We start from the raw sequence: 24,362 nt of genomic DNA, 5'->3' as shown, positions 1-24,362 counted from the left end.
CGTCAGGCCGCGGGCTCCTGCGCGCCGCGGATCGATTCGCGCCCGTGGTCCTTCAGGCGGCCGACTTCGGCGTCAAGCGCATGCTGGAGCTTGGTGATCGCGGCGGTGAAGGCCACGGCCGTCTTGTCGGCCTCGGCGCTCGCGGCCACCGCCGGCCGGCCGTTGACGCGCGCCTCGATCAGCGCGCGCTTGTCGGCTGCGCCGGACTTGCCGGCATCGACGTCGCTCAGGAAGACCTCCACGCGGCTCACGTAGTCGCGGAAGCGCGCCAGCCGGGTCGTGGTCTCGTCCTGCAGCCACTGGGCCAGCGACTCGCCGCCGTGGATGTGATCGTCGGTGCGTACCTGGACTTGCATGTGCTTTCTCCTTTCTCGCGTTGGCGAACATGCCTCGTTGATCGCACCGCAGCCGGGTCGCTGCGTTGCATGCAGCCATCATGCGCCTGCCCGGCGCGGCCGGCGTTAACTTCTGTCAAAGGTGCGCTGCCGGACACATACTCCCTGACCCAACATCCCATTGTGCCCTTCCTTCAATCGCTACAGATCGATACCTTGGGAAGTATTGCCGCTCCACGCTGCCGGCGCCCACCGTTCGCGCCGCCGCGCGTCACATTCCTACACCTCTGCCATGGTCCAGGTGCTACAAAAGAATCCATGTCTTTCCGCGCTGCCCGCGCATGTGTGCCGTGGCGGCACCGTGCCATGAAGCATCCTGCCAAGAACCTCGCCACCGGCGCCGGCCCGCGCCTCAAGATCGGCCTGTCGGCCTGCTTCCAGCACGCCGACCCGTCGCGCCCGCTGTTCACCAACAAGACGCTGCAGTACGTGGAACAGTCGATCGCGCACTGGATCATGTCGGCCGGCGCGATGGTGGTGATGGTGCCCTGCCCCACCGGCGAGACGGCGCGCGGCGACGTCACGCTGGGCCACTACGCCGAATGGCTCGACGGCGTGGTCATGCACGGCGGCGCCGACGTCTGGCCCGGCAGCTACGGCGAAGCGCCGCTGAAGGACGCCTGGCTCGGCGACCGGGTGCGCGACCTCTACGACCTGGCCGTGGTCGAGGCCTTCGAGCAGGCCGGCAAGCCGATCTTCGGCGTCTGCCGCGGGCTGCAGCTGATCAACGTGGCCTTCGGCGGCACGCTCTATCAGGACATCGAGACGCAGCATCCGAACGCGCAGCAGCACCGCAACGCCGCGGCCTACGACCAGCACTTCCACGAGATCGACATCGTGCCCGGCACGCGGCTGGCGCAGATGTACCCCGGCATGGAGCGCACCACGGTCAACAGCATCCACCACCAGGGCATCAAGGCGCTGGCGCCGGACTTCGTCGTCGAAGCCTGGAGCTATCCCGACGCGGTGCCCGAGGCGATCCGGCGCCGGGCGCACCGGGGCCGCGGCTACATCGCGGCCACGCAGTGGCACCCCGAATTCCACCGGGCGGGCAGCGGCGGAGGCTTCGATGACACCGCCATCCTGCAGGACTTCCTGGCCGCCTGCGCCCGCGCCAAGGTGCGGCCGCGGCCGGGGCACAGCCCGTTCCGCATCCGCGACCGGGCGGCGCGGCTGCTGCGCCAGGCGCTGCTGCTGCGGCGCTGACACACAATGACCTGGAGCGAAAACAGACCTCCGCACCAGGCCATGACTGCTGACGCTCCCGCCCCGGCGGACGCCTTTGCGCCGCTGGTCCCGCAGGGCGGCGCACCGCTGTACCGCCAGCTCTACGACCGGGTGCGCGCCGCCGTCGGCGCCGGCACGCTGGCACCCGGCGACCGGCTGCCCTCGGCCCGCGCGCTGTCCAGGGAGCTGGGCGTGGCCTGCGGCACCATCGAGGTGGCCTACGAACTGCTGGCCTCCGAGGGCTACCTGCTGGCGCGCGGCCAGGCGGGCACCGTCGTCCACCCGGCCCTGCAGCCTGCCGCCGCCGCCACATCGCCCCCTCCGCCCGGCCCGGCCCCGCGGACCGGCGACCCGCACGCGCTGCTGTCGCGGCCTGCGCAGCTGCTGCCCTTCCAGATGGGCGTGCCGGCGCTCGACGCCTTCCCGCGCAAGCTCTGGGCGCGGCTGGGCGCGCGCTACCTGCGCGGCATGCAGGCGGCCGACCTGGACTATCCCGCGCCGCACGGCCTGCCGGCGCTGCGCAGCGCCATCGCGTCGTACCTGCAGGTGGCGCGCGGCATCGACTGCGGCGCGCACCAGGTCTTCGTCACCACCGGCCACCGCAGCAACGTGCAGCTGGCCGCGCTGGCGCTGCTGCACGCGGGCGACCGGGCCTGGGTCGAGGACCCGGGCTATCCGCCCACGCGCCAGCTGCTGCAGGCCATGGGCCTGGACACCGTGCCGGTGCCGGTCGACGCGCACGGGCTGGACGTGGAGCGCGGCATCGCGCTGGCGCCCGACGCCCGGCTCGCCGCCGTCACGCCGGCGCACCAGAGCCCGCTGTCGATGTCGTTGTCGCTGCCGCGCCGGCAGGCGCTGCTGGACTGGGCCGCCGCGCGCGGCGCCTGGGTGCTGGAGGACGACTACGACGGCGAATACCGCTACGCCAGCCGGCCGCTGCCGGCGCTGGCGAGCCTGGACCGCCACGGCCGCGTGCTCCATGCGGGCAGCTTCAGCCAGGTGCTGTTCCCGGGCATCCGGCTGGCCTACCTGGTGGTGCCGGACGCGCAGGTGGCCATCTTCGAGCGCGTCCACCATGTGTTCTTCGCCGCAGCCGCGCCGGCGGGCACGCAGTCCGTCGTCGCCGGCTTCATGGCCGAGGGGCATTTCTCCCGCCACATCCAGCGCATGCGCCGGCTCTATGCCGAGCGCCGCGCCGCTACGCTCGCCGCGCTGGAGCGCGGCCCGGGCGCGCGCCTGCAAGCCGCGCCCCAGCCCGGCGGCATGCACCTGGTCGTGCGGCTGCCGGGCGAGCGCACCGACGTGCCGCTGGCCGAGCGGCTGCTGGCCCACGGCATGGCGGTGCAGCCGATGTCGCGCTGGTGGGCGTCGGGCCGCGGCGACGCAGCGATCCTCGCGAGCTTCACCAACTGCACCGATCCGGCGCTGGCGGAGCGGCTGGGCGCGTTGATCCGAGCGTCGCTCTAGGCTGCATACCCCCGCCCCATCCAGCCGCTGGCGCGCATATCAGAGGCGCTCCATGGCAGTCACCCCGGGGTATTCATTTGCCGATGCCGAGCTGCCCGATTGCCAGGCGTGCCAACTTGCGCACTTCCGGGTCGGGGTCCTGCGCCGCCCGCTCCAGCGCGGGCAGCGCCGCCGGGTTGCCGATCTCGCCGAGCGCCAGCGCGGCCTCCTTGCGCAGGTTGCTGATCGTGTGGTCCAGCGCCCGCAGCAGCGCCGGCACGGCCGCCGCGAAGCGCAGGCGACCCAGGCTGCGCGCGGCGCGCAGGCGCACCTGCCAGTAGGCGTCGTCCAGCGAGCGCACGAGCGCGTCGCCGGCCCGGGGCTCGGCCAGCTTGCCGAGCGCGGTGGCCGCCTCCTCGCGCACCGCCCAGGCCGCATCGGCCAGCGCGGCCTGTACCGCGGCTGCGGCGGCGGCATCGCCCGTGGCGAAGGCCAGAGCGCCCACGGCCGCGCGGCGCACCTCGTCGGCCGGGTCGGCGGTGGCCAGGGCCGCCAGTGCAGGCAGCGCCGGCGCATGCCGCAGGTAGCCCAGCACGCCGACGGCCTCGCGGCGCAGGGCGGCATCGGGCGTGGCCAGCGCATCCAGCGCAGGCGCCGCCGCGTCGGCCACGCGCAGCTCGCGCAGCGCCCGCAGCACGGCCGCCCGCACGTGCGCCGGTCCATCGGACGCGAACGGCAGCAGCCAGGCCGCGCTGGCCGGCTGCTTGAGCTCGCTCAGCGTGTGGGCGGCGGCCGCGCGCGCTTCGGCATCCGCATCGTCGAGCAGCGCCGCGAGGCCGGCCACGGCCTCCCCGGTTTCGATGCCGAGCAGGCCCTCGGCCGCGGCCGCGCGCACCGCGGCGGCCGGATCGCGCAGCGCCGCCACCAGCAGCGGCGCCTGGTCGGGGTCGGCCTCGTCGGCGATCTGCAGCACGGCGATGCGCCGCACCTCGGGGTCGGGTGATTGCAGACGCGGGTCGGAAGGAAGGATGGATTCGCCGGCGGCGTGCGAAGAAGGCATGGATGGAGAAACCGAGAAAAAGGAAACGGCCGGTCAGCGTTCCGGCCGGAAGCGGCGCGCAGCCGCGCCTTCGGCACCGTACCAGGGCAGCGCCGCGCGCAGGCCGCGCTCGAACAGCAGGTCGGCCAGGAAGCCAAGCAACCGAGCGTGAGCAAGCCGACGAACATGTGGTCCACGCGGAACACCTGCTGCGACATCTGGATCAGGTAGCCCATGCCGTACTCGGCACCGGTCAGCTCCGAGGCCACGAGCAACAGCGCCGTGCCCAGGCTGATGCGCCGTAGCGCAGGCGGCGCTCGGGCACCAGTGCGCTGCCGAACAGCAGTGCGCCGGCTTCGAGGAAGGGTGCGAGGTCCACCGGATGCGGCACGCCGCCGAGGACCTGAAGATGGTCGAGCGCGCGGCCGTACTGGCGCTCGGCTAGCACGTCGCCGAAGAACTCGCGCTGCTGCGCCAACGGCACGCCGAACACGAAATGGCGTGGAGGCGATGCCGCAGCCGGCAGCAGTGCCTCGGCCCGCGAATAGGCGTCGCGCGGATCGGGGCCCACAGCACCGACAGCACGTCGTAGGCGTCGTCCACCGTGAGCGCGAACACGGGCGCGACATCGAAGCTGCGGTGGCAGTGGACGAAGCCAAAGGTGCTGACGATGCCCGGCGTGGGCTTGAGCCCGACGATGTTGTTGCAGGCCGTCGGCGCCCGGCCCGAGCCGCCGGTGTCGGAACCGATCGAGAATGACACCAAGCCCGCCGCACAGCGACGGCCGAGCCGGATCTCGATTCACAGGCACGTCGTCGTCGCTGAAGGCATTGCGGCAGAAGCCTCCGGGGCTGCGGATGCCGACCAGGCCGGTGGCGAACTGGTCGAGGTTCTGCTTGCCGATCAGCAGCGCGCCCGCGGCGTCCAATCGCTCGGCCACGGCCGCGCTGTGCTGCGGCACGTATGCGAAAGCCGCGCAGCCGGCCGTGGTGGGCAGGCCGGCGATGTCGATGTTGTCCTTCACGCCATCGGGCAGGCCGTAGAGCGGCAGGGCCTCGCCCGCGGCCTTGCGGCGCTCGATGTCGCGCGCCCGGCGCAGCGCCGCTTCGCGCGGAAGGAGATGCAGCCAGACGTGGTCGTCGCCGCGCGCCTGCACGCGGTCGTATACCACGTCCACCACGGCCGACGGGGTGAGCGTGCCGGCCGCATAGGCCGCACGCAGCGTCGCGAAGTTCAGGCCGATGCCGGTCATCGCGTGGTCTCAGAGCGCGAAGCGCAGTTGCCCGCCCGGCACCGCGGTGCCGCCGAGCGGCGTGAGACGCTCGTTGCGTACCGCGCCTTCGGCATGCGGATGCAGCAGGCCCAGGCAGTGGCGTTTGAGGGCGACGAACTGCGGATCGGTCACCAGCTCGGCACCGCGCGGGCGGGCAAAGCCGGGGCGCAGGTTCTCGATGATGCGGCCGGGGCGCGGGCCCATCACCAGCACCCGGTCGGCGAGGAACAGCGCCTCGTCGATGTCGTGGGTGACGAAGACCACAGTGGTGCGCACCCGTGCCCACACGTCCAGCAGCAGCTGCTGCATGCGCACTCGGGTGAGCGCGTCGAGCGCACCGAAGGGCTCGTCCATGAGCAGCACGCGCGGATGGTTGATGAGCACGCGCGCGATCTCCACGCGCTGCTGCATGCCGCCCGACAGCTCGCCCGGATAGCGCGACTCCTGCCCCTCCAGGCCGACGAGCCGCAGCAGTTCACGTGCCTGCCGTTCGCGCTGCGCGCGCGGCACGCCCTTCATCTTCAGGCCGAAGGCCACGTTGGCCAGCACGCGCTTCCACGGGAACAGCGTGTGGTGCTGGAAGACGAGGCCGCGCTCCGGGTCCGGGCCGTCGATAGGCCGGCCGTCCAGGGTGAGCCGGCCGCGGCCCGGCGCGAGGTGGCCGGCCAGGGCACCGAGCAGCGTGGACTTGCCGCAGCCCGAGGGGCCGAGCAGGCAGACGAACTCGCCGGCCGGTATCTCCAGTGCTTCCTGCTGGTGCAGCACCAGCGCGCCGCCCAGCGTGATTGCCACGTCCTCGATGCCGATGCGGCCGCCGTCGACGATGGCATTGCTCATCGCCCGGCCCCCTGCGGCCGGTACCACGGCGTGAGCCGGCGGCCGGCGGCGCGGATCAGCGCGCTGCTGCCCATGCCGAGCAGGCCGATGACCAGCATGCCGACGACGATGTCGGCATAGTTCTGGATCGTGTAGGCCTCCCAGGTGTGGTAGCCGATGCCGTACTGGCCGGCGATCATCTCGGCCGTGACCAGGCAGAACCAGCAGGTGCCCATGCCAATGGACAGCCCGGTGACGATGCCGGGCAGCGCGCCGGGCGCGATCACCTCGGTGAAGAGCCGCCAGCGCCGCGTGCCCAGGCTGCGCGCCGAGGCGACGAGTCGCGGGTCCACCGCCTCCACGCCGTGGATGGTGGACAGCAGGATCGGGAAAAGCGCCCCGACGAAGGTGATGAAGACCATGCTGCCTTCGGACGAAGGAAACATCAGGATCGCCAGCGGTATCCAGGCGACCGCAGGGATTGGCCGCAGCACCTCCAGCGGCGGCAGCAGGACGTCGCGCGCCCAGCGCAGCCGCCCGATCAGCAGGCCCAGCACGATGCCGGCCAAAGCCGCCAGGCCGAAGCCCAGGCCCACGCGCTGGAGGCTGCTGGCCAGGTGCGGCCAGAGCTTGGGCGACCGCGCGAAGGCCCAGGCCGACTCCAGCACCTCGCCGGGCGGCGGCACGTTGGCAAAGGTCACCAGGCCCAGGTTGGCATGGCGCGTGGACAGCAGATGCCATGCCAGCACGCAGGCCAGCACAGCTGCGGCACCCCGCAGGATGTGCGGCGAGGCTTCGCGCACGCGGCGGGCCCGGCCGGCGGCCGGCAATGGCAGCGAGGACATGGTGGAGCTCCGCTGCCGGGCTCAGGCCGCGGCCTGGACGGCGGTGCGCGCGCCGGCGAAGTCGAGCACGCGGCCCTTGTTCGCGTTGGCATAGCCGACGGCCGCGTCCTTCTGCAGGAAGGCGCTGAGCTGGCCCTTGGCGTCCTGCGCATACCAGGTGGTGGGCGCCAGCAGCTTGATGCGGTGGATCAGATCGTGCACGTACACCGCGCGCACCTTGGCGCCCGACTGCTCGATGCGGCGCAGGTCGACCAGCGCGCCTTCGATGGCGGCGTAGTGGCGCACCTTGGGCTCGCCCTGCACCCAGATGCCGGCCACGCGCCGGAAGTCGGCGATGGGCCTGCCCGTCACCGCGTCGTTCGCTTTGAGCGGCAGCCTGTCGTAGTTGGCCAGGCGCGCCTGGTAGTCGAGGCCGGACTGCTTGAAGGCGGCGCGCACGTAACGGTCGTCGATGAAGGTCTGCGCGTCGAGCGGCGCCTCGCGCCCCAGCAGCTTGAGGGTGTCGATCGACGTGGCCAGCGCCTTGCGGTACTCGGGCTTCCAGGTCAGGTCGCGGGTCTGCAGGCCCAGGGGGCCGTGGTAGAGGTAGTTGATCGCGGCCTCGATGCCGGTGACCTTCTCGATCAGCTCGCTGTACTTCTCAGGCTCGGCGGCGAACAGGCGGTCGGCCTCGATGGCCGCGCGCAGGAAGGCGACAATGATCTCCGGATGCTTCTCTGCATAGGCCGCGTTGGCCAGCGTGCCGTGGTAGGTCGGCGCCTCGGCCTGCGAGCCGTCGTAGATCTTGCGGGCGAAGCCGCGGTGCTCGAACAGCTCGGAGAACGGCACGAAGTCGGCATGGGCCTCGATCTTGTTGGCTTGCAGCGCCGGGCCGGCCACCTCGGGCGCCTGGGTGATGATGTTGACGTCCTTGCGCGGGTCCCAGCCCTGGGCCGCGACGGCGCGCAGCAGCATGCCGTGGGCGGTGGAGGCGAAGGGCACCGAGATCGTGCGCCCCTTGAGCTCCGACAGCGAGGTCACGCTCGACTGCAGCGGCACGACGATGCCGTTGCCGCTGCCGCCGGTGCTGCCCGACAGCACGGTGAAGAAGACGCTGCGCCTGCCGGCCTTGAGGAAGGCCGCGCCGTTGTTGGCGCCGGGAAAGTCGGCCATCGAGCCGATGTCGAGCTTGTCGGCCACCATCTCGTTGGTCAGCGGTGCGCCCGAGGTGAAATTCTTCCACTGGATGTCGTAGCTCGCGTCCTTGTAGCGGCCCTCGCGCGGCAGGTACTTCTCGAGCAGCTTGAGTTCGCGGATCAGCAGGCCGCCGGTGGCGCAGTTGATGGTCGTGTCCTGCGTGCCGATGGCGATGCGGATATTCTCGCCGCCCTGGGCGCGGACTGCCGGCAGGCCGGCGGCCAGGCCCAGCGCGGCGGTGGACAGCGCAAGGGCGCGCCTTCTCGTGGTTCTTGTCATGGTTCCTCCAGGGTCGTGGTTGAAAGAAAGGGATTCAGCGCAGCAGGTAGGGGATGTCGACCGTGATCGCCCCGGTGGGGCAGTCCTTCTCGCAGGGCAGGCAGTACCAGCACTCGTCGTACTTCATGTAGGCCTTGCCTTCGCGGGCGTCGATGGCGAGCACATCGAGCGGGCAGACGTCGACGCAGATCGTGCAGCCCTTGTGGGCGATGCACTTGTCCGGGTCCACGCGCACCGGCACGCTGGTGGGCTGGAGGGCCAGGGGCATGGGGCAGTCCTCGTTCTTCTTCGGTGTCAGGCCGGCGCAGCGGTGCGCAGGTGGTGGTAGGCGTCCATCTCACGCTCGGCGACCGGCACCAGGTAGGGTGCGACCGGGCGCTTGAAACAGGCCATCGCGCCGTCGGCACGCTTGTGCAGCTGGACATGGCAGAACCAGTCGGCGGCGTTGCGCGCGGGATGGTCCACGCGGTAGTGGTAGAGGCCCCAGCGGCTCTCGGTGCGGAACAGCGAGGCGCGTGCGGCCATCTCGGCGCAGTCGCGGATCGCATGCACCTCCAGTGCGCGCAGCAGCTCGTGCGGGCCGGGCGCGGCGATGCGGTCGAGGTCCTCGCGGATCTGCGCGAAGCGGTCGAGGCCGATCTCCATCTTGCGCGTCACCTTGGGCGGCTGGAGATAGTCGTTGACCAGGCGGCGCAGCTTGTATTCGACCTGGTTCGGCGGCAGGCCTTCGCTGCGGCCGAGCGGCGCCGAGACGCGGGCATGCTCGCGCGCGACCTGCTCCGCATCCGCCGCGGGCAGCGCGGCCTCGGCGCAGCGCCGCGCGGCGCTCTCGCCGGCCAGGCGGCCGTAGACGAAGGCGCCAAGCATGTAGTTGTGCGGCACGCAGGCCAAGTCACCTGCGGCATAGAGGCCGGGCACGGTGGTTTGCGCGTGCTCGTCGACCCAGACGCCCGAGGCCGAATGGCCGCTGCACAGGCCGATCTCGGAGAGATGCATCTCCACCATCTGCTCGCGGTAGTCGGTGCCGCGCCTGGCGTGGAAGCGGCCGCGGCTCGGGCGCTCGTTGGTGTGCAGGATCTGCTCGATGGTGGCGATGGTCTCCTCGGCCAGGTGGTCGAGCTTGAGGAACACCGGGCCGTTGCCTCCCTGCAGTTCGTTGTAGAACTCCAGCATCATCTGCCCGCTCCAGTAGTCGCACTCGATGAAGCGCTGGCCCTGGTTGTTGGTGGTGTGGCCGCCGAACGGGCCGGTCACGTAGGCACAGGCCGGGCCGTTGTAGTCCTTGATCAGCGGGTTGATCTGGAAGCATTCGATGCCCGACAGTTCCGCACCCGCGTGGTAGGCCATGCTGTAGCCGTCGCCCGCGTTGGTCGGATTTTCATACGTGCCGAACAGGTAGCCCGATGCCGGCAGCCCCAGCCGCCCGGCCGCGCCGGTGGCCAGCACCACGGCCTTGGCGCGCACCACGTGGAACTCCGCTGTGCGGCAGTCGAAGGCCATCGCGCCCGCGATGCTGCCGTCGGCCGCGGTGAGCAGCCGCGTGGCCACCAGGCGCTGCGACATTTCCACGCGCAGGCGCTTCAGGCGCCGGTACAGCACGGCTTTGACGTTGTGGCCCTCGGGCATGGGCAGCACATAGGTGCCCATGTGGTGCACCTTGCGCATGGCGTAGTCGCCGGTCTCGTCCTTCTCGAACTTGACGCCCCAGCGGTCCAGTTCCTCGATCATCGAAAAGCTGTTGCGCGCATAGGCCAGGACGGTCGCCTGGTTCACGATGCCGTCGTTGGCGATCGTGATCTCCTTGACATACTGCTCTGGCGTAGCAAAGCCGGGCACCACGGCGTTGTTCAGCCCGTCCATGCCCATCGAGATGGCGCCGCTGCGCTTGACGTTGGCCTTCTCCAGCAGCAATACGTCGAGACGCGGATCGGCCTCCTTGGCCTTGGCCGCGGCCATCGGGCCGGCGGTGCCGCCGCCGATGACGAGCACGTCGACAGTGCGTTCGATGATGTCCATGCCGAGCTCCGTCAGGCTTCCCGGCCCGGCGTGCGGGCGATGCGCAGGCGGTACTGGAAGGCGTCGCCGCGGAAGTACAGATCCTCGAAGTCCAGCGGCGCGCCGGCGGCGGTGTGGGTCAGGCGCTCGATGCGCAGCAGCGCCGTGCCTTCCTCGATGTCGAGCGCATGCGACAGGGCGTCGTCGGCCAGGGTCGCGTCGATCTGCAGATCGGCATGGCCGAGCGGGATGCCGTAGTCGTTCTCCAGGATCAGGAAGATGTCGCGCCCGGCCAGGTCCTCCTGGCGCAGCCTCTCGCCGATGGCATGCGGCAGGTAGGTGACTTCATACGAGACCGGCGCGCGGTTGATGCAGCGCACGCGCTTGATCTGCGCCACCGGCTCGCCCACCGCCACGCCCAGCTTGCGGGCGACGCGCGCCGAGGCCGGCACCGTCTTGTGGCTCATGACACGGTTGCGCACCTCGTAGCCCATGCGGTTGAGCGCTTCGGCGAAGCCTTCGAGCTGCGACAGCTGCTGGAAGGCCTTGGGCTTGGAGACGAAGGTGCCCTTGCCGGGGATCTTGAAGATAAGGTTCTCGCGCTGCAGGTCGGACAGCGCCTGACGCACGGTGATGCGGCTGGCCGAGAACAGCGCGCCGAGTTCGCTCTCGGAGGGCAGCTGCGCATGCGGCACATAGGTGCCGTCGAGGATGCGTTCGCGCAGGCGCTCGCGCACCTGGGCGTGCAGCGGCAGGGCCGAAGGCTCGGCGGTCTTCTGGGTCGGGGAGAGGGGCATTGCGGGTCTTCCTGTCATGACAGGTCATGTCACGGCGGGAGACGAAACGGCGAACATCTCCATGGAAAATACAGAAATCGTGCTTTCTTATGCGAAAAACACGGGCACATCGGCCCAGCGGTTCAGGCCAGGCCGGACTTGTCCAGACCGTAGAGCTTGTCCCTGGAGCCCGGCACGGCCTGGAAAGCGACGCCGAGGCGGTTCCAGCCGTTGATGGCGACGACCAGGAAGGACAGGTCGGCCAAGTCCTCTTCGGACAGTTGTTCGCGCACGCGGGTGAAGATGTCGTCCGCCACACCGTTCGGACCGAGGCGGGTCAGGGTCTCGGTCCATTCGAGCACGGCGCGTTCGCGCGGCGTGAACAGCGGCGATTCGCGCCAGACGACCACATGGTGCAGGCGCAGTTCGCGCTCGCCGTGGATGCGCGCTTCCTTCACATGCATGTCCACGCAGAAGGCGCAGCCGTTGAGCTGCGAGGCGCGCAGCGTGACCAGGTGGCCGACCTCGGCCAGGAAGGGCTTGCCGTACAGCAGCTGGCTGAATTCGAGGTACTTGCGGGCGGCGTCGGGGGAGGACGCGACGTAGTCGAGACGTTGGCGCATGGCCGGCTTCCTTGGAGGGTTGGAATGCCGCCATTCTTGCGAACGCCTGGCCGGGCGACCCAGGGCCAAGATCGGTGTTTCCGACTGGTCCATATCGGACCAGCGCACATACTCCCTCACTCAACTCCCGGCAGCGCCCAGACGGCGGGCGCTATGGATCAGTTACCCTGGGAGTACCAGATCAGCGAATCCCGCTGCGCCCGTGGCTGCTGACACCGGCGTCGATCGTGCCGAACACCTCGACACCGCTGCCGCTGCCGTAGCCATCGCTGGAACTGCGCGCGCCGCCTTCGGAGGCACAACCGGCCGCCAGCAGCGCGGCGCCACCCGCCAGCACGACGGCGGCAAGACGGCGGAACAGCGGGGAAAGAAGCCAAGCCATGCGCTGACTGTAGGCGCGGCCGGCCCGGCGGTCTGTCACGAATTGCGCGCGGGCGGCCGGGCGATGAAGGCCTGCCTGCCGTGCCGGTCGAACCCGGCGGTCTCGTAGAAGCGCAGCGCGGCCTCGTCCTGCCGGCCGGTCATCAGCATCGCCTTGTAGCACCCGCTCCCAGGCCAGGGCCAGCGCATGGGCCAGCAGCGCATGCCCGTGGCCCTGCCCGCGGTGGCCGGCATGCGTGACCACGTTCTCCACCAGCGCATAGGGCCGGCAGCCACGCGTGAGGTTGGGCACCACGACCAGCTTGCAGCTCGCCACGAGCGCATCGCCGTCGAAGCCGCCCAGGCACTGCTGCCGCGCATCGGCCAGCAGCTCGCGCCACACGCCCTCGACCACGCTGCGCGCCGGCAGCGGGTCGTCCTGCGCATGCAGGTGGGTGTAGAGCGCGAGCAGGGCGTCAAGGTCGCCCTGCCGCAGGCGGCGGATGGCCAGCAGCGCCATGCGTAGGTCAGCCCAGGTGCTTGCCCACGATCCCCGCCAGCTCGAACATCGTCGCCTGCGGCTTGCCAAACACCGGCGCCAGCTTGCCGTCGGCGTTGATGGTCCGCTTGTCCTTCGCGTCCTGCAGGCCCTGGGCCTTGATGTAGCCCCAGAGCTTCTTGACGACCTCGGTGCGGGCGAACGGGCCGTCGCCGATCACCGCCGCCAGCGCCGGGCTCGGCTTCAGGTTGCCGGTGGCCGGCTTGCGCGGGGCGGCGGCCTTCTTGGCTGCGGGCGCCTTCTTCGCCGCCGCGGCCTTCTTCGCGGGCGCAGCAGCGGCGGCCGCCGTCTTGCGCGGCGGGAACTTGCTCTTGCCCTCGCGCGGCTCGAATTCGAAGTTGACCTTGCCGGCCGCCGCGTCCCAGACCAGGTAGGCCTTGAACGCGCGGCGCGTCTTGTTGGAGATGAACTTGTCGAGCAGGTCGGTCTTGCCGGTGGCCAGCAGCTTGGCGACCTGCTCGCGGCTGATCGGCTGCTGCAGAATGACCTTGCCGATCTTGAAGCTGCTCGTGGGCGTGGGATGCTGCACCGTGGGCACGGCGCGCTCGCTCACGTAGTAGCTGCCGTGCTCATAGACCTGGCCGTCGTCGGCCGGCGATGGGCCGAGCGGCTCCTGCCCGCTGAAGTCGACCAGTTCGCCCGGGTCGGCCGCGTCCTTCTCGTCGCCGAAGTCGAACTCCAGCTTGTAGCGGCCGGGCGCCTCGTCGTCCTGCACGAGTGCGATCTCGGCGGTGAACGGCCAGCCGGCCTTGCTGCGGAAGCCCTCCAGCGGGCCGATGCGGCGGTCGCGCAGGAAGGCTTCGGCCTCGGCCACTTCGAAGGTGCGGCCGGCGGGCGACTTGCCGAACGAGAAGCCGCAGCCGCTGGCGCCGTCCTTGCCGGTGCAGGCGTACCTGCGGTAGTTCTCGCGCACGATGCCGCCGCAGTTGGGGCACGGCGTGGCCAGCGTGGCGTAGTCGCCGGGCACGGTGTCGCGGTCGTACTCCTTGGCCTTCTTGACGATGTGCTCGGTCATCTGCGCGATCTGCGCCATGAACGCCTGGCGGCTCAGCGCGCCATTTTCCATCTGGGCGAGCTTGTATTCCCATTCGCCGGTCAGCTGCGGCCGGGAGAGTTCTTCGACGCCCAGGCCGCGCAGCAGCGTCATGAGCTGGAAGGCCTTGGCCGTGGGAATCAGCTCGCGGCCTTCGCGCAGCATGTACTTCTCGGTCAGCAGCCCTTCGATGATGGCCGCGCGCGTGGCCGGCGTGCCCAGGCCCTTCTCCTGCATGGCCTCGCGCAGCTCGTCGTCGTCGATGGCCTTGCCCGCGCCCTCCATGGCGCCCAGCAGCGTGGCTTCGGAGAAGCGCGCTGGCGGGCGGGTCTTGAGCCCCTTGGCCTCGGCATGCTCGGTGCGCACGACCTCCTCGGGGCGCACGGGCACGAGGCGCTTGTCCTTTCCATCCCCCTTGCCTTCGGCCGCGGCCTCCTCGTCGGCCGCCTCGCGGCCGTAGATGGCGAGCCAGCCAGGCTTGACCAGCACCTTGCCATCGCTGCGGAAACTGTGGGAGGTACCCCCGTGTGCCACCGTGCTGATGCGCGTGGTGACCTGATACTCCGCCGCGGGGAAGAAGACGGAGAGAAAGCGCCGCACCACGAAGTCGTAGAGCCGCTGCTCGGCCTCCGACAGTCCCGCGGGGGGCTGAAGCGTCGGGATGATGGCGAAGTGGTCGCTGACCTTGGCGTTGTCGAAGATGCGCTTGTTGGGCTTGACGTAGTTGCCGTCGAGCGCCTGCTGCGCGAACGGCGCGAGGTGGCGCAGGCCGCTGCCGGCCAGCGCGCCGAGCGTCTGCTTCGTCACCGGCAGGTAGTCCTCGGGCAGGTGGCGCGAGTCGGTCCGCGGATAGGTCAGCGCCTTGTGGCGCTCGTAGAGGCTCTGCGCCAGCGCGAGCGTGGTCTTGGCCGAGAAGCCGAAGCGGCTGTTGGCCTCGCGCTGCAGCGAGGTCAGGTCGAACAGCGCGGGCGAGAGCTGGGTCGAGGGCTTGCTTTCCTCGCTCACGCTGGCGGCGCGGCCGCGCACCGCTTCGGCGATGGCGATGGCTTCGCGCAGATTCCAGAGGCGGTCGGGCCGCAGTTCCGGGTCCGGCTGGCCGTCGGGGCCGGGCGGGGGCCTGCGGAACTTCGGGTCGAACCACTTGCCCGCGTATTCGCCGGCCTCGGCCAGGAAGGTGGCATGCACCTCCCAGTAGTCGCGGCTCACGAACTTGCGGATCTTCTCCTCGCGCTCCACCACGATCGAGAGCGTGGGCGTCTGCACCCGCCCCACGGTGGTGAGGAAGAAGCCGCCGTCGCGCGAGTTGAAGGCGGTCATCGCGCGCGTGCCGTTGATGCCGACGAGCCAGTCGGCCTCGGAGCGACTGCGCGCGGCGTCGGCCAGGCCCTGCATCTGCTGGTCGCTGCGCAGGCGCTCGAAACCTTCGCGGATGGCCTGCGGCGTCATCGACTGCAGCCACAGCCGCTGCACCGGCTTGCCCAGGGGCTTGCCGCCGCCGGCGTACTGCTCGATCAGCCGGAAGATGAGTTCGCCCTCGCGGCCCGCGTCGCAGGCGTTGATCAGGGCCGTGACGTCCTTGCGCCTGGCCAGGCGCACCACGGCGTTCAGGCGCGTCCTGGTCTTGTCCACCGGCTTCAGGTCGAAGTGCGGCGGGATCACCGGCAGGTGGGCGAAGCTCCACTTGCCGCGCTTGACGTCGAACTCCTCCGGCGCCTGAATCTCCACCAGGTGGCCGACGGCGCTCGTCACCACGTAGCGCTCGCTCTCGAAATACTCGTCGTGCTTGTCGAAGCGGCCGGCCACGGGCGTCAGCGCGCGCATGATGTCCTGCGCGACCGAAGGCTTCTCCGCAATCACCAAAGTCTTGCTGCTCATGGATGGGGGACTCGTTTCTCTGCGTTGTTCATACAATGCCGCGGTTCGCACGCGCATGCGCGCGCCCTCGCGTGTGTGCACATTCCAAGTTATCAGGTTTTCGCTTCGCCGCTCCGACCCATGCCCACCCGATCCCGCCCGCCGGCCGCGCTGCCCGGCCGCCGCATCCAGACTCGCCGCTCGGGCGTCCACGGCAAGGGCGTGTTCGCGGTGCAGGACATCGCCGAGGGCGAGACCATCATCGAATACGTCGGCGAGATCATCAGCTGGCAGGAGGCGCAGCGCCGCCATCCGCACGACCCCGACGACCCGAACCACACCTTCTACTTCCACGTGGACGAAGACCGGGTCATCGACGCCAACCACGGCGGCAACTCCTCGCGCTGGATCAACCATTCCTGCGACCCCAACTGCTGGACCGACGAGCAGGACGGCCGCATCTTCATCCGCGCGCGCCGCAACATCCGCGCGGGCGAGGAACTCAACTACGACTACGGCCTGATCATCGAGGAGCGCTACACGAAGAAGCTCAAGGCCGCGTACCCCTGCTGGTGCGGCAGCAGGAACTGCCGCGGCACCCTCCTCGCCCCCAAGCGCGGCTGGAGGCCGCCCCAATGACCGCGGCGCCGGTCCGCTGGCCCGCCGAGGCGATCTGGGAGGCGGTGTCGCCCCGGCTGCCGGGCTTCTCGGTCGAGATCCTGCCCGAGATCGATTCCACCAGCACCGAGCTGATGCGCCGCGCACGTGCCGGCCAGGCCGACCCGGTGCTGCTCGTGGCCGAGCAGCAGACCGCCGGCCGCGGCCGCCTCGGCCGCACCTGGCATGGCGCGGCGGGCGCGTCGCTCACGTTCTCGCTGGGCCTGCCGCTGGCACCCGCGGCCGGCTGGGCCGGGCTGTCGCTGGCCGTGGGCGTGGCCGTGGCTGAAGGACTGCAGCCGCGGCCTGCGGCCGGCGCGCCGCGCATCGGCCTCAAGTGGCCCAACGACCTCTGGGTCTGCGGCCCCGCGGGCGACCGCAAGCTCGGCGGCATCCTGGTCGAGACCGCCAGCCTCGCTGGCGGCGCCGATCCGGCGGCACAGCGCTATGCTGTGGTCGGCGTGGGCGTCAACGCGCAGCCCTCCTCGACCGTAGGCGAGGAACTGCGCACGCCCGCCGCCAGCCTGCAGGAGATCGACGCCGGCCTCGACGCATCCGCGGCGCTGCTGCGCGTGGCCGCGCCGCTGGTGCAGGCGGTGCTGGCCTTCGGCCAATTCGGCTTTGGCCCGTTTTGCGAACGCTTCGCCGCGCGCGACGTGCTGCGCGACCGCACCGTGACGCTCAGCGATGGACGGGGGGGTACCTGCCACGGCGTGGGCAATGACGGCGCGCTGCTGGTACATACCCCCGAGGGCATGGTTGAGGTGACCAGCGCCGAAGTCAGCGTGCGGCCCGCCGCCGCGGCACGCTGACGCGGCGCCGATCCGATGCTGCGCGCCGTCGCCATCCTGCTGCTGCTGGCCAACCTGGCCTACTGGGCCTGGGGCGAGGGCCTGTTCGGCGCCACGCTGGGCCCGGCGGTGCAGGCCGAGCCGCAGCGGCTCGAACACCAGGTGCGGCCCGCGGCGCTGCGCGTGCTGCGGCCGAACGAGCTGCCGGCCGCCGCCCCGGCGCCGGGCACCGAATGCCTGCAGGCCGGCGTCTTCACCGACGCGCGCCAGGCCGAGGCGCTGCGCTCCGCCGCCGCGGCCGCGCTGCCGCCCGGGCGCTGGAGCCTGGACGCCAGCACCGTGCCGGCCCGATGGATCGTCTACATGGGCCGCTATGCCGACGCGGGCGACGTAGCCCGCAAGCGCGCCGAGCTGCGCGCGCGCCACGTGGCCTTCGAGCCGCTGGCCAATCCAGCGCTGGAGCCCGGCCTGTCGCTCGGCGGCTTCGGCTCCCAGGCCGAGGCCCAGCAGGCATTGAACAGCTTGGCCCAGCGCGGCGTGCGCACCGCCCGCGTGGTGCAGGAGCGGCCCGAGACGGCCGGCTACACGCTGCGCCTGCCGGCGGTGGACGAGGCGCTGCGCACGCAGCTCGACGCGCTGCGGCCGGCGCTGGCCGGCCGCATGCTGTCGGTCTGCGGCTGAACCGGAGCCCGGGGGTAGCCGCGCACCAGCCCTCCAACCTGCACATTGCCCCACGGGATCGACCGTGATGTCGGCGACGGTGAAGGAAGCGTTGCGGTCAAGGGCGGCCGACGCTTCAAATCCGCATCTCCGAAAGCCATCCATCACTGTGCGCTGGAAATGTCGCAATCACGCAACACTTTTGTGACGGCTATCGCAGCCGTTTTCATCGCGCCCCCGAGGGCGCGCTACCCCGTGTTCCGACGGACGCCACCGTTGCGATGCAGCCAATCGCAAACGCGCCGTTGGTACAGCCAGGGTTTTTTGCACTATCCAAGGATGCCAAATCTCGCACGTAAACCGGCCCGATGACATCCGCTGCACATTCAGGATACTTTTCTCAAGCAGTTACAATTTTCGGCGCCGTGGCACGCGGCGCCGAGTAAAAGTCACTGGTTATGTGTCCATATTCGGCCCTTCGCTTTTTTGCCTCTGCCAGCCCAGTGCTACCGCGGCAGCCATCCGCCATAGCGGGCGACAGCAGGACGCCACGCGGCCTGCCGCGCTCCGGACCCCGCTGACCTCACCAGTGACCATGCACCTCTGCGAATTAGCTTTGGATGGCAGTCCTGGCGCCCACGTGCCATACGTACCTGTGCCGCCGTGTCCGGCCCTTTTCTCCCGCCCTTGATCTCAGCCGGCACCGTTAGCCGCGCGTCCGGCCCGAGATTCATTTGTCTTTTCCTTTCGTCCGCCATTTCATTGCAATGACCTCGAGCCTGTTTCGAACATCACGCCACCGCCTTCCGGCAAGCGCCATCGCCACAGCGCTCCTCGTATCCAACGCGATGGCACCTGTCTACGCACAGACCGCCATCCAAGGCTTCGGATCGACCGGCTCGGGCTTCTCGACGAGCACTTCCGGCGGAGGCACGGCGGCATCGCCGGCCGCCACGACCAGCGGCAGTGGCCGCAGCAATACCGGCGACACATCAGGCGCGGCGGATGCAACCGGCCAAACCGGCCAAACCGGCCAAACCGGCCAAACCGGCCAAACCGGCAACACCAACGGCGCACCCTCAGCGCAGGGCAACCGGCTGGACAATTCGGCGCGGTCGCTCGACCGCAGCGGCAATGCACGCTCGCTTGATGGCGCAAGAAGGGGCGAAGACTCCGACGCCCAAAGCAGGGTAGCGAAGAATCCGGGCTCCAAACAACCGGGCGGCCGAGAAGAACGCCCGCAGCGCCCGCCGAGCCAGTTCCAGCAGTTCGTGCAACAGGCCACCGGCAAGCTGCTGCCCCTGTACGGCAGCGAACTCTTCAACGCGCCTGAGGTCACCTTCGTGCCCGACGCGTCCTCACCTGCGCCGGCCGACTACGTCCTTGGCCCCGGCGACGAAGTGCGGCTGCAGGTCTGGGGCGGCGTGGACTACGACGGCTCGCTCACCATCGACCGCAACGGCCAGGTCACGATCCCGCGCGCAGGCACCGTCAATCTCGCTGGCGTGCGCGTGCGCGACGTGGAATCGGCGCTGCGCAGCCAGCTCGGCCGCACCTTCGCCAACTTCGAGCTCAATGCCAACCTTGGCCGGCTGCGCACCATCCAGGTCTACGTGGTTGGCCAGGCCCAGCGGCCCGGCACCTATACGCTTTCGAGCCTGAGCACCCTGGTCAACGCCCTGTTCGCCAGTGGCGGCCCGAACGCCAACGGCAGCATGCGCCGCATCGAGCTCAAGCGCGGCGGCAGGCACGTCACCACCCTCGACCTCTACAACTTCATCGGCAGCGGCGACAAGAGCGGCGACACCGCGCTGCAACCCGGCGACGTGATCGTCATCCCGCCGGTCGGCCCACAGGTCGCCATCACCGGTGCACTCGACCAAGCCGCGATCTACGAACTCAAGGACAAGGCGACCACGCTCAACGACGTGCTGGCGCTGAGCGGCGGCGTACCCACGCTGGCCACCCCGCGCAAGGCGCTGCTCGAACGCGTCGACCCCAGCCAGACGCCTGCGCGCCAGGTGCAGGACATCGCCCTCGACGGCCAGGGCCTGCGCCAGCCGCTGCGCGATGGCGACATCGTGACCCTGCTGCCCATCAGCCCCGCCTTCGCCAACGCCGTCACGCTGCAGGGCAACGTGGCCGCACCGCTGCGCTACCGCTGGTTCCCGGGCATGAAGCTGCGCGACCTGATCCCCGAGCGCGAAGCGCTCATCACCTCGGACTACTTCCAGCGCAAGAACCTGCTGGTGCAGAGCGTCGAAACCAACGATGCGGGCTCGACCAGGGGCGCTGGCGGCGCGTTGACAAACCGCGTGCGCACCATGGTCGACCAGATCAACTGGGACTATGCCGTGATCGAGCGGCTCGACCGCGACCAGCTGCGCACCCAGATCGTTCCCTTCAACCTCGGCCGGCTGCTGCAGGGCGACGAAACGCAGAACCTGCCCCTGCAGCAGGGCGACGTAGTCACCGTGCTGAGCCAGAAGGATCTGCAACTGCCCGCGCTTCGCCAGACCCGGCTGGTCCGCCTCGAAGGGGAAGTCGCGGCCGCCGGCCTTTACGAAATACAGCCCGGCGAGACGCTGCGCCAGCTCATCGAGCGCGTGGGCGGCCTCACACCGCAGGCCTATGTGTTCGGCACCGCGCTCGACCGCGAAGCGGTGCGCAAGAAGCAGCAGGAAAACCTGGAACAGCTGATCCGCCGCCTGGAGTCGCAACAGCAGAGCCAGATCCTCTACCAAGTCGCCAACCACCCGACGACCGATTCCGCCAGCCAAGCCATCATCCTGCAGCAGCAGCAGGCGCTGGGCCGCAGCCAGATCGAGGCGCTGCGCAAGATGCGCAGCGACGGCCGCATCGCCCTGGAACTCGACCCGCGCCAGCAGACCGTTGCCGCCCTGCCCGACCTGCCGCTCGAAGACGGCGACCACATCGTCGTCCCCTCCACGCCGGGCTTCGTCTCTGCCGTGGGCGCCGTCAACAATGAAAACGTCTTCATCTACCGCCCAAGCCGCACCGTGGCTGAAGTGGCACAGTCGGCCGGCCTGCGTGAGGAAGCGGACCGCGATCAGATGTTCGTGCTGCGGGCCGATGGCAGCATCATCACGCGCCGCGACAGCCGTGGCGGATTCTTCGGTGGCGGCTTCGACAGCCTGGCGTTGATGCCGGGCGACACGCTGGTCGTGCCCGAGAAGCTCGACCGCGAGACCACGCGCAACTTCGTCGCCCGGCAACTCAAGGACTGGACGCAGATTCTTTCGCAGTTCGGCCTGGGCGTCGCGGCCATCAAGGTCATCAAGGATCTGTGACGATGGTCTCTTATATCGACAACCCGTCGGCTCACACGCCTACAGAAGCAGCGGACGAAGACGAGATCAGCATCCTCGACGTGCTGCTGGTCATTGCCGAGAACCTGCGGTTGCTCATCGTCGGGCCGATCCTGGCAGGCCTGGTGGCACTGGGCATCGCGTTCCTGATCCCGCCCACCTACACCGCCGAGGCTACCTTCCTGCCTCCGCAGCAGCAGCAGAGCATGGCTGCGAGCATGCTGCAGTCGCTCGGCACCATTGGCGGCTTGGCGGGCGCGGCGTCAGGGCTGAAGAACCCGACTGACCAGTACGTCGCCCTGCTCAAGTCAACCACCGTCGAAGACGCGCTCGTCGAGCGGTTCGGCCTGCTGGAGCGCTACGGCGAGAAGTACCGGCAAGACGCCCGCAAGGTTCTGGAAAGGAGCAGCCGCATCAGCGGCGGCAAGGACGGGCTGATCACGATCACGTTCGACGACAAGGATCCGGAATTCGCCGCCAGGGTCGCCAACGCCTATATCGAGGAGTTGGGACATCTGCTCAACCGCCTCGCGGTGACCGAGGCGCAGCAGCGCCGCGTGTTCTTCGAGAAGCAGTTGAACGAGACCAAGGGCCGGCTCACCGCAGCCCAGCAGGCCCTGGCTGCCAGCGGCGTTAGCGTCAACGCGCTCAACACCAACCCGACGACCGCGCTCGAAGGCCCGGCCCGGCTGCGCGCCCAGGTCACAGCACAGGAAGTAAAGCTGGCCTCCATGCGAAGCTACCTGACCGGTTCCGCGCCGGAAGTCCGGCAGGCCCAGGCGGAACTCGCTGCACTGCGCAGTGAACTTGCCAAGGCCGAGCGCGAACAGCCTGCGGCCGGCGGCCGGCGGCAACGACTACATCGCCAAATTCCGTGAATTCAAGTATCAGGAAACGCTCTTCGACCTGTTCGCCCGGCAGTTCGAGGTGGCCAAGGTGGACGAAAGCAAGGAAGGCGCGGTCATCCAGACCGTAGACGCAGCAACGCCGCCAGAGCGCAAGTCCAAACCGAGGAAAGCGGTCATCGCCATCATTGCCACGGTCGCGGCAGGTTTCCTGCTCTTGGTCTTCGTCTTCATCCGCCATGCGCTGCGCAACGTCAGCAGTGACGAAGACCCAGTAGTCGCCGGCAAACTCGCGCGGCTCCGACAAGCATTGCGAGGAGTGGTAGCCCGTGCCTGAAAAGTCTCAGCATACATCCGGTCCGGCCAAGGAAGCAACGACCTTCCCCTCTGCGGATCTGGCGCTGCCGACGGCTGCGGCCTCTCGGGCGCAGTGGGCGTTGGCAGTCAAGCGCACTGTGGACATCGTCGGCGCGCTGTCGTTCTTCCTCCGCCTCGGCTGGCTCTACATCGCCGTCTGGTGGATGGTGCTGCTCACCACCGGCCGCCCCGCCATCTACCGGCACACGCGCATCGGGAAGAACGGCAAGGAATTCGCCTGCCTGAAATTCCGCTCGATGGTCGTGGACGGCGACAGAGTGCTTGCCGAACTGCTGGCATCGGACCTCGCGCTGCGCAAGGAGTGGGAGGAAACACACAAACTCCGCAACGACCCCCGCATCACGCGCTTCGGCCATTTCATCCGCAAGACCAGCCTGGACGAACTGCCACAATTTTGGAATGTGCTGCGCGGCGACATGCGCCTCGTCGGCCCACGCGCCCCGTCGTGCGCCGCGAACTGGACGAGCGCTACGGCCTGCATGCGCCGCTCTACACCAGCATGCGGCCCGGAATCACGGGGCTTTGGCAGGTCAGCGGCCGATCGAATCTGAGCTATGCGGAGCGTGTGGCGCTGGACGCCCACTACGTGCATCACTGGACGATCACCAACGATTTGCGGTTGCTGTGGCGCACAGTAGCAGTGGTACTCCACAGGGATGGCTCCTACTGATGCCGCCCGTTCGTTCACAGAGCTTCGCCTGGCCGATCCTGTCATGACGCTGGTGCATCTTGCCAACGGCCGGGCGTTCGAGGCCGCAAACGATGTGTCGATTCTCGATGCAGCGCGCAGCGCGCAGCGCGGGCGTCGTGCTCCAGCATAGTTGCCGAACCGGCAGATGCGGTGCCTGCAAGTGCCGCGTCATCCAGGGACAGACGCAGCGACTCGGCAGTGACGAGAGTCTGAGTGTCGCCGAGAAGGTGCAGGGCTGGATTCTCACCTGCACCTTTGCGGCCGCCGACAGCGAACTGCAACTCGATACTGAAGACGTCAGCATCCTGGCCAACTATCCCGCGCGCACTACGCCCTGCCGCATCGACGGACTCGAACTGCTTGCGCCGGACGTGATGCGTGTGACACTGCGGTTTCCGCCGAACGGCGCGCCCCTCTATCTGGCAGGGCAGTACGCCGATGTCATCGGTCCGGGCGGGATACGCCGGAGCTATTCCATCGCCAATGCACCCGATGCTTCGGGTAAGGTCGAGCTTCACGTCCGGCGCGTTCCGGGCGGGGCACTCAGCCGGTACTGGTTCGAGCAAGCCAGGGCTGGTGACCTCCTGCGGCTCGACGGTCCCAAAGGCAGCTTCTATCTGCGCGACGTGGCAGGGCTCGACCTGGTCTTCATGGCCACGGGCACGGGCTACGCGCCTGTGCAGGCCATGCTCGCCGCCCTCACGGCGCGCGAACTCTCCGAACAACCGCGTTCCATCACGCTCTACTGGGGCGGACGAACGCCGGCCGATCTCTATCGCCGACCCTCCGCTCCGGCAGGTGCCGCGTTCCGCTTCGTCCCCGTACTTTCCCGGGCCGACAATAGCTGGAGCGGCGCCAGGGGCTATGTGCAGCACGCCCTGCTGGCAGACCGGCAAACATTCGATAGCTCAGCCGTCTACGCCTGTGGCTCGATGACTATGATCGCCGACGCTTCCACTGTGCTGGAAGGTGCAGGCCTGCCAAATCGGCGCTTCTTCTCCGACGCATTCGTCAGCTCATCCGCGCATTGATATCGAAATCTAGGCAAACAATGAAAGCAGTCATCCTAGCCGGTGGCTTGGGCACACGCCTGAGCGAAGTGAGGTTGCCCCTGAAAACCGGAGTGCATAGCCCGGTCATCAAGCGGCAGATTTGCGCTGCGTCGCCAACCAGCGTTGTTCGAACTGCATGGGGCTGAGGTAGCCCAACGCCGAATGTAGCCGCGAATGGTTGTAGAAGGCGATCCAGTCCATGACCGCCTGGCGTGCCTGCTCGCGTGTGGCAAACCGTTGACCATGGACGCAGGCCGTCTTCA

At 69.3% G+C, this 24,362-nt stretch carries 24 protein-coding genes; 11 read left to right on the top strand and 13 right to left on the bottom strand.

Features of this window, described 5'->3' with window-relative positions:
• Positions 1-2: 2 nt before the first annotated feature.
• A complete protein-coding gene (locus GAK38_RS16015; protein WP_325345829.1) occupies positions 3-356 on the bottom strand; it encodes an HPF/RaiA family ribosome-associated protein in 354 nt (117 codons plus the stop codon).
• A gap of 345 nt (positions 357-701) precedes the next feature.
• Between GAK38_RS16015 and GAK38_RS16010 the strand changes: the two genes are divergently transcribed.
• Both GAK38_RS16010 and pdxR read left to right on the top strand, forming a co-directional pair.
• Entirely contained in the window at positions 702-1,601 is a 900-nt protein-coding gene (locus tag GAK38_RS16010; RefSeq protein WP_325345827.1) for a gamma-glutamyl-gamma-aminobutyrate hydrolase family protein, read from the top strand.
• Positions 1,602-1,643: 42 nt separating this feature from the next.
• Complete coding sequence (gene pdxR, locus GAK38_RS16005) at positions 1,644-3,089, top strand: MocR-like pyridoxine biosynthesis transcription factor PdxR (RefSeq protein ID WP_325345825.1); 1,446 nt, start codon at positions 1,644-1,646, stop codon at positions 3,087-3,089.
• A gap of 73 nt (positions 3,090-3,162) precedes the next feature.
• Here pdxR and GAK38_RS16000 read toward each other — a convergent pair whose 3' ends face one another.
• The 11 genes from GAK38_RS16000 to GAK38_RS15950 form a co-directional block, all read right to left on the bottom strand.
• A complete protein-coding gene (locus tag GAK38_RS16000) occupies positions 3,163-4,128 on the bottom strand; it encodes a HEAT repeat domain-containing protein (protein WP_325345823.1) in 966 nt (321 codons plus the stop codon).
• Positions 4,129-4,360: 232 nt separating this feature from the next.
• Positions 4,361-5,359, bottom strand: coding sequence for an amidase family protein (locus GAK38_RS15995; protein ID WP_325345821.1), 999 nt, complete (start codon positions 5,357-5,359; stop codon positions 4,361-4,363).
• A gap of 9 nt (positions 5,360-5,368) precedes the next feature.
• A complete protein-coding gene (locus tag GAK38_RS15990; RefSeq protein WP_325345819.1) occupies positions 5,369-6,217 on the bottom strand; it encodes an ABC transporter ATP-binding protein in 849 nt (282 codons plus the stop codon).
• On the bottom strand, positions 6,214-7,041 hold the full coding sequence (locus tag GAK38_RS15985) for an ABC transporter permease (protein WP_325345817.1): 828 nt from the start codon (positions 7,039-7,041) through the stop codon (positions 6,214-6,216). Before GAK38_RS15985 ends, GAK38_RS15990 begins: the two co-directional genes overlap by 4 nt.
• A 21-nt stretch (positions 7,042-7,062) precedes the next feature.
• Complete coding sequence (locus tag GAK38_RS15980; protein ID WP_325345815.1) at positions 7,063-8,496, bottom strand: ABC transporter substrate-binding protein; 1,434 nt, start codon at positions 8,494-8,496, stop codon at positions 7,063-7,065.
• Between the two features lie 34 nt (positions 8,497-8,530).
• Positions 8,531-8,764: a 4Fe-4S dicluster domain-containing protein gene (locus GAK38_RS15975; RefSeq protein ID WP_325345813.1), complete on the bottom strand. Its 234-nt coding sequence runs from the start codon at positions 8,762-8,764 to the stop codon at positions 8,531-8,533.
• 26 nt (positions 8,765-8,790) lie between these two features.
• Entirely contained in the window at positions 8,791-10,512 is a 1,722-nt protein-coding gene (locus GAK38_RS15970) for a fumarate reductase/succinate dehydrogenase flavoprotein subunit (RefSeq protein WP_325345811.1), read from the bottom strand.
• 11 nt (positions 10,513-10,523) lie between these two features.
• Complete coding sequence (locus tag GAK38_RS15965; protein WP_325345809.1) at positions 10,524-11,288, bottom strand: GntR family transcriptional regulator; 765 nt, start codon at positions 11,286-11,288, stop codon at positions 10,524-10,526.
• A gap of 122 nt (positions 11,289-11,410) precedes the next feature.
• A complete protein-coding gene (locus GAK38_RS15960; protein ID WP_325345807.1) occupies positions 11,411-11,890 on the bottom strand; it encodes a carboxymuconolactone decarboxylase family protein in 480 nt (159 codons plus the stop codon).
• A 181-nt stretch (positions 11,891-12,071) separates the two neighbouring features.
• On the bottom strand, positions 12,072-12,770 hold the full coding sequence (locus GAK38_RS15955; protein WP_325345805.1) for a GNAT family N-acetyltransferase: 699 nt from the start codon (positions 12,768-12,770) through the stop codon (positions 12,072-12,074).
• Positions 12,771-12,777: 7 nt separating this feature from the next.
• Complete coding sequence (locus tag GAK38_RS15950) at positions 12,778-15,717, bottom strand: DNA topoisomerase III (RefSeq protein ID WP_325345803.1); 2,940 nt, start codon at positions 15,715-15,717, stop codon at positions 12,778-12,780.
• A gap of 120 nt (positions 15,718-15,837) precedes the next feature.
• Here GAK38_RS15950 and GAK38_RS15945 point away from each other — a divergent pair, with 120 nt between their 5' ends.
• The 9 genes from GAK38_RS15945 (at position 15,838) to GAK38_RS15905 (ending at position 24,078) form a co-directional block, all read left to right on the top strand.
• Entirely contained in the window at positions 15,838-16,335 is a 498-nt protein-coding gene (locus GAK38_RS15945; protein WP_325345801.1) for an SET domain-containing protein, read from the top strand.
• Positions 16,332-17,165 carry a biotin--[acetyl-CoA-carboxylase] ligase gene (locus GAK38_RS15940; protein ID WP_325345799.1) on the top strand — a complete coding sequence of 278 codons (834 nt, stop codon included), beginning with the start codon at positions 16,332-16,334 and terminating at the stop codon, positions 17,163-17,165. Before GAK38_RS15945 ends, GAK38_RS15940 begins: the two co-directional genes overlap by 4 nt.
• A gap of 15 nt (positions 17,166-17,180) precedes the next feature.
• Complete coding sequence (locus GAK38_RS15935; protein ID WP_325345797.1) at positions 17,181-17,825, top strand: SPOR domain-containing protein; 645 nt, start codon at positions 17,181-17,183, stop codon at positions 17,823-17,825.
• A gap of 1,250 nt (positions 17,826-19,075) precedes the next feature.
• Positions 19,076-21,115, top strand: coding sequence for an SLBB domain-containing protein (locus GAK38_RS15930; protein ID WP_325345795.1), 2,040 nt, complete (start codon positions 19,076-19,078; stop codon positions 21,113-21,115).
• Positions 21,116-21,117: 2 nt separating this feature from the next.
• Positions 21,118-22,011, top strand: coding sequence for a Wzz/FepE/Etk N-terminal domain-containing protein (locus tag GAK38_RS15925; RefSeq protein WP_325345794.1), 894 nt, complete (start codon positions 21,118-21,120; stop codon positions 22,009-22,011).
• Positions 21,935-22,315, top strand: coding sequence for a GNVR domain-containing protein (locus tag GAK38_RS15920; protein WP_325345792.1), 381 nt, complete (start codon positions 21,935-21,937; stop codon positions 22,313-22,315). Before GAK38_RS15925 ends, GAK38_RS15920 begins: the two co-directional genes overlap by 77 nt.
• Positions 22,308-22,907, top strand: a complete 600-nt coding sequence (locus tag GAK38_RS15915) for a sugar transferase (RefSeq protein ID WP_325345790.1) — start codon at positions 22,308-22,310, stop codon at positions 22,905-22,907. The genes GAK38_RS15920 and GAK38_RS15915 overlap by 8 nt, the downstream gene beginning before the upstream one ends.
• Positions 22,856-23,026, top strand: a complete 171-nt coding sequence (locus GAK38_RS15910; protein WP_443089231.1) for a sugar transferase — start codon at positions 22,856-22,858, stop codon at positions 23,024-23,026. Before GAK38_RS15915 ends, GAK38_RS15910 begins: the two co-directional genes overlap by 52 nt.
• Before the next feature lie 92 nt (positions 23,027-23,118).
• Positions 23,119-24,078, top strand: coding sequence for an FAD-binding oxidoreductase (locus GAK38_RS15905; protein WP_325345786.1), 960 nt, complete (start codon positions 23,119-23,121; stop codon positions 24,076-24,078).
• Positions 24,079-24,186: 108 nt separating this feature from the next.
• Here GAK38_RS15905 and GAK38_RS15900 read toward each other — a convergent pair.
• A partial coding sequence (locus tag GAK38_RS15900) for an IS3 family transposase (protein WP_325345865.1) occupies positions 24,187-24,362 on the bottom strand: 176 nt, incomplete at its 5' end.

Origin of the sequence: Xylophilus sp. (assembly GCA_009914555.1) — a bacterium.
Lineage (GTDB): Bacteria > Pseudomonadota > Gammaproteobacteria > Burkholderiales > Burkholderiaceae_C > WNDY01.
Note: the sequence above shows the minus strand (reverse complement) of the source record. Positions and strands in the feature narration are given on the sequence as shown.

Excerpts from the sequence above, each read along its gene's own strand:
- GAK38_RS16015 (WP_325345829.1), bottom strand. The coding sequence starts at position 356 with ATGCAAGTCCAGGTACGCACCGACGATCACATCCACGGCGGCGAGTCG.
- GAK38_RS16010 (WP_325345827.1), top strand. The coding sequence starts at position 702 with ATGAAGCATCCTGCCAAGAACCTCGCCACCGGCGCCGGCCCGCGCCTC.
- pdxR (WP_325345825.1), top strand. The coding sequence starts at position 1,644 with ATGACTGCTGACGCTCCCGCCCCGGCGGACGCCTTTGCGCCGCTGGTC.
- GAK38_RS16000 (WP_325345823.1), bottom strand. The coding sequence starts at position 4,128 with ATGCCTTCTTCGCACGCCGCCGGCGAATCCATCCTTCCTTCCGACCCG.
- GAK38_RS15995 (WP_325345821.1), bottom strand. The coding sequence starts at position 5,359 with ATGACCGGCATCGGCCTGAACTTCGCGACGCTGCGTGCGGCCTATGCG.
- GAK38_RS15990 (WP_325345819.1), bottom strand. The coding sequence starts at position 6,217 with ATGAGCAATGCCATCGTCGACGGCGGCCGCATCGGCATCGAGGACGTG.
- GAK38_RS15985 (WP_325345817.1), bottom strand. The coding sequence starts at position 7,041 with ATGTCCTCGCTGCCATTGCCGGCCGCCGGCCGGGCCCGCCGCGTGCGC.
- GAK38_RS15980 (WP_325345815.1), bottom strand. The coding sequence starts at position 8,496 with ATGACAAGAACCACGAGAAGGCGCGCCCTTGCGCTGTCCACCGCCGCG.
- GAK38_RS15975 (WP_325345813.1), bottom strand. The coding sequence starts at position 8,764 with ATGCCCCTGGCCCTCCAGCCCACCAGCGTGCCGGTGCGCGTGGACCCG.
- GAK38_RS15970 (WP_325345811.1), bottom strand. The coding sequence starts at position 10,512 with ATGGACATCATCGAACGCACTGTCGACGTGCTCGTCATCGGCGGCGGC.
- GAK38_RS15965 (WP_325345809.1), bottom strand. The coding sequence starts at position 11,288 with ATGCCCCTCTCCCCGACCCAGAAGACCGCCGAGCCTTCGGCCCTGCCG.
- GAK38_RS15960 (WP_325345807.1), bottom strand. The coding sequence starts at position 11,890 with ATGCGCCAACGTCTCGACTACGTCGCGTCCTCCCCCGACGCCGCCCGC.
- GAK38_RS15955 (WP_325345805.1), bottom strand. The coding sequence starts at position 12,770 with ATGGCGCTGCTGGCCATCCGCCGCCTGCGGCAGGGCGACCTTGACGCC.
- GAK38_RS15950 (WP_325345803.1), bottom strand. The coding sequence starts at position 15,717 with ATGAGCAGCAAGACTTTGGTGATTGCGGAGAAGCCTTCGGTCGCGCAG.
- GAK38_RS15945 (WP_325345801.1), top strand. The coding sequence starts at position 15,838 with ATGCCCACCCGATCCCGCCCGCCGGCCGCGCTGCCCGGCCGCCGCATC.
- GAK38_RS15940 (WP_325345799.1), top strand. The coding sequence starts at position 16,332 with ATGACCGCGGCGCCGGTCCGCTGGCCCGCCGAGGCGATCTGGGAGGCG.
- GAK38_RS15935 (WP_325345797.1), top strand. The coding sequence starts at position 17,181 with ATGCTGCGCGCCGTCGCCATCCTGCTGCTGCTGGCCAACCTGGCCTAC.
- GAK38_RS15925 (WP_325345794.1), top strand. The coding sequence starts at position 21,118 with ATGGTCTCTTATATCGACAACCCGTCGGCTCACACGCCTACAGAAGCA.
- GAK38_RS15910 (WP_443089231.1), top strand. The coding sequence starts at position 22,856 with ATGCGGCCCGGAATCACGGGGCTTTGGCAGGTCAGCGGCCGATCGAAT.
- GAK38_RS15905 (WP_325345786.1), top strand. The coding sequence starts at position 23,119 with ATGTGTCGATTCTCGATGCAGCGCGCAGCGCGCAGCGCGGGCGTCGTG.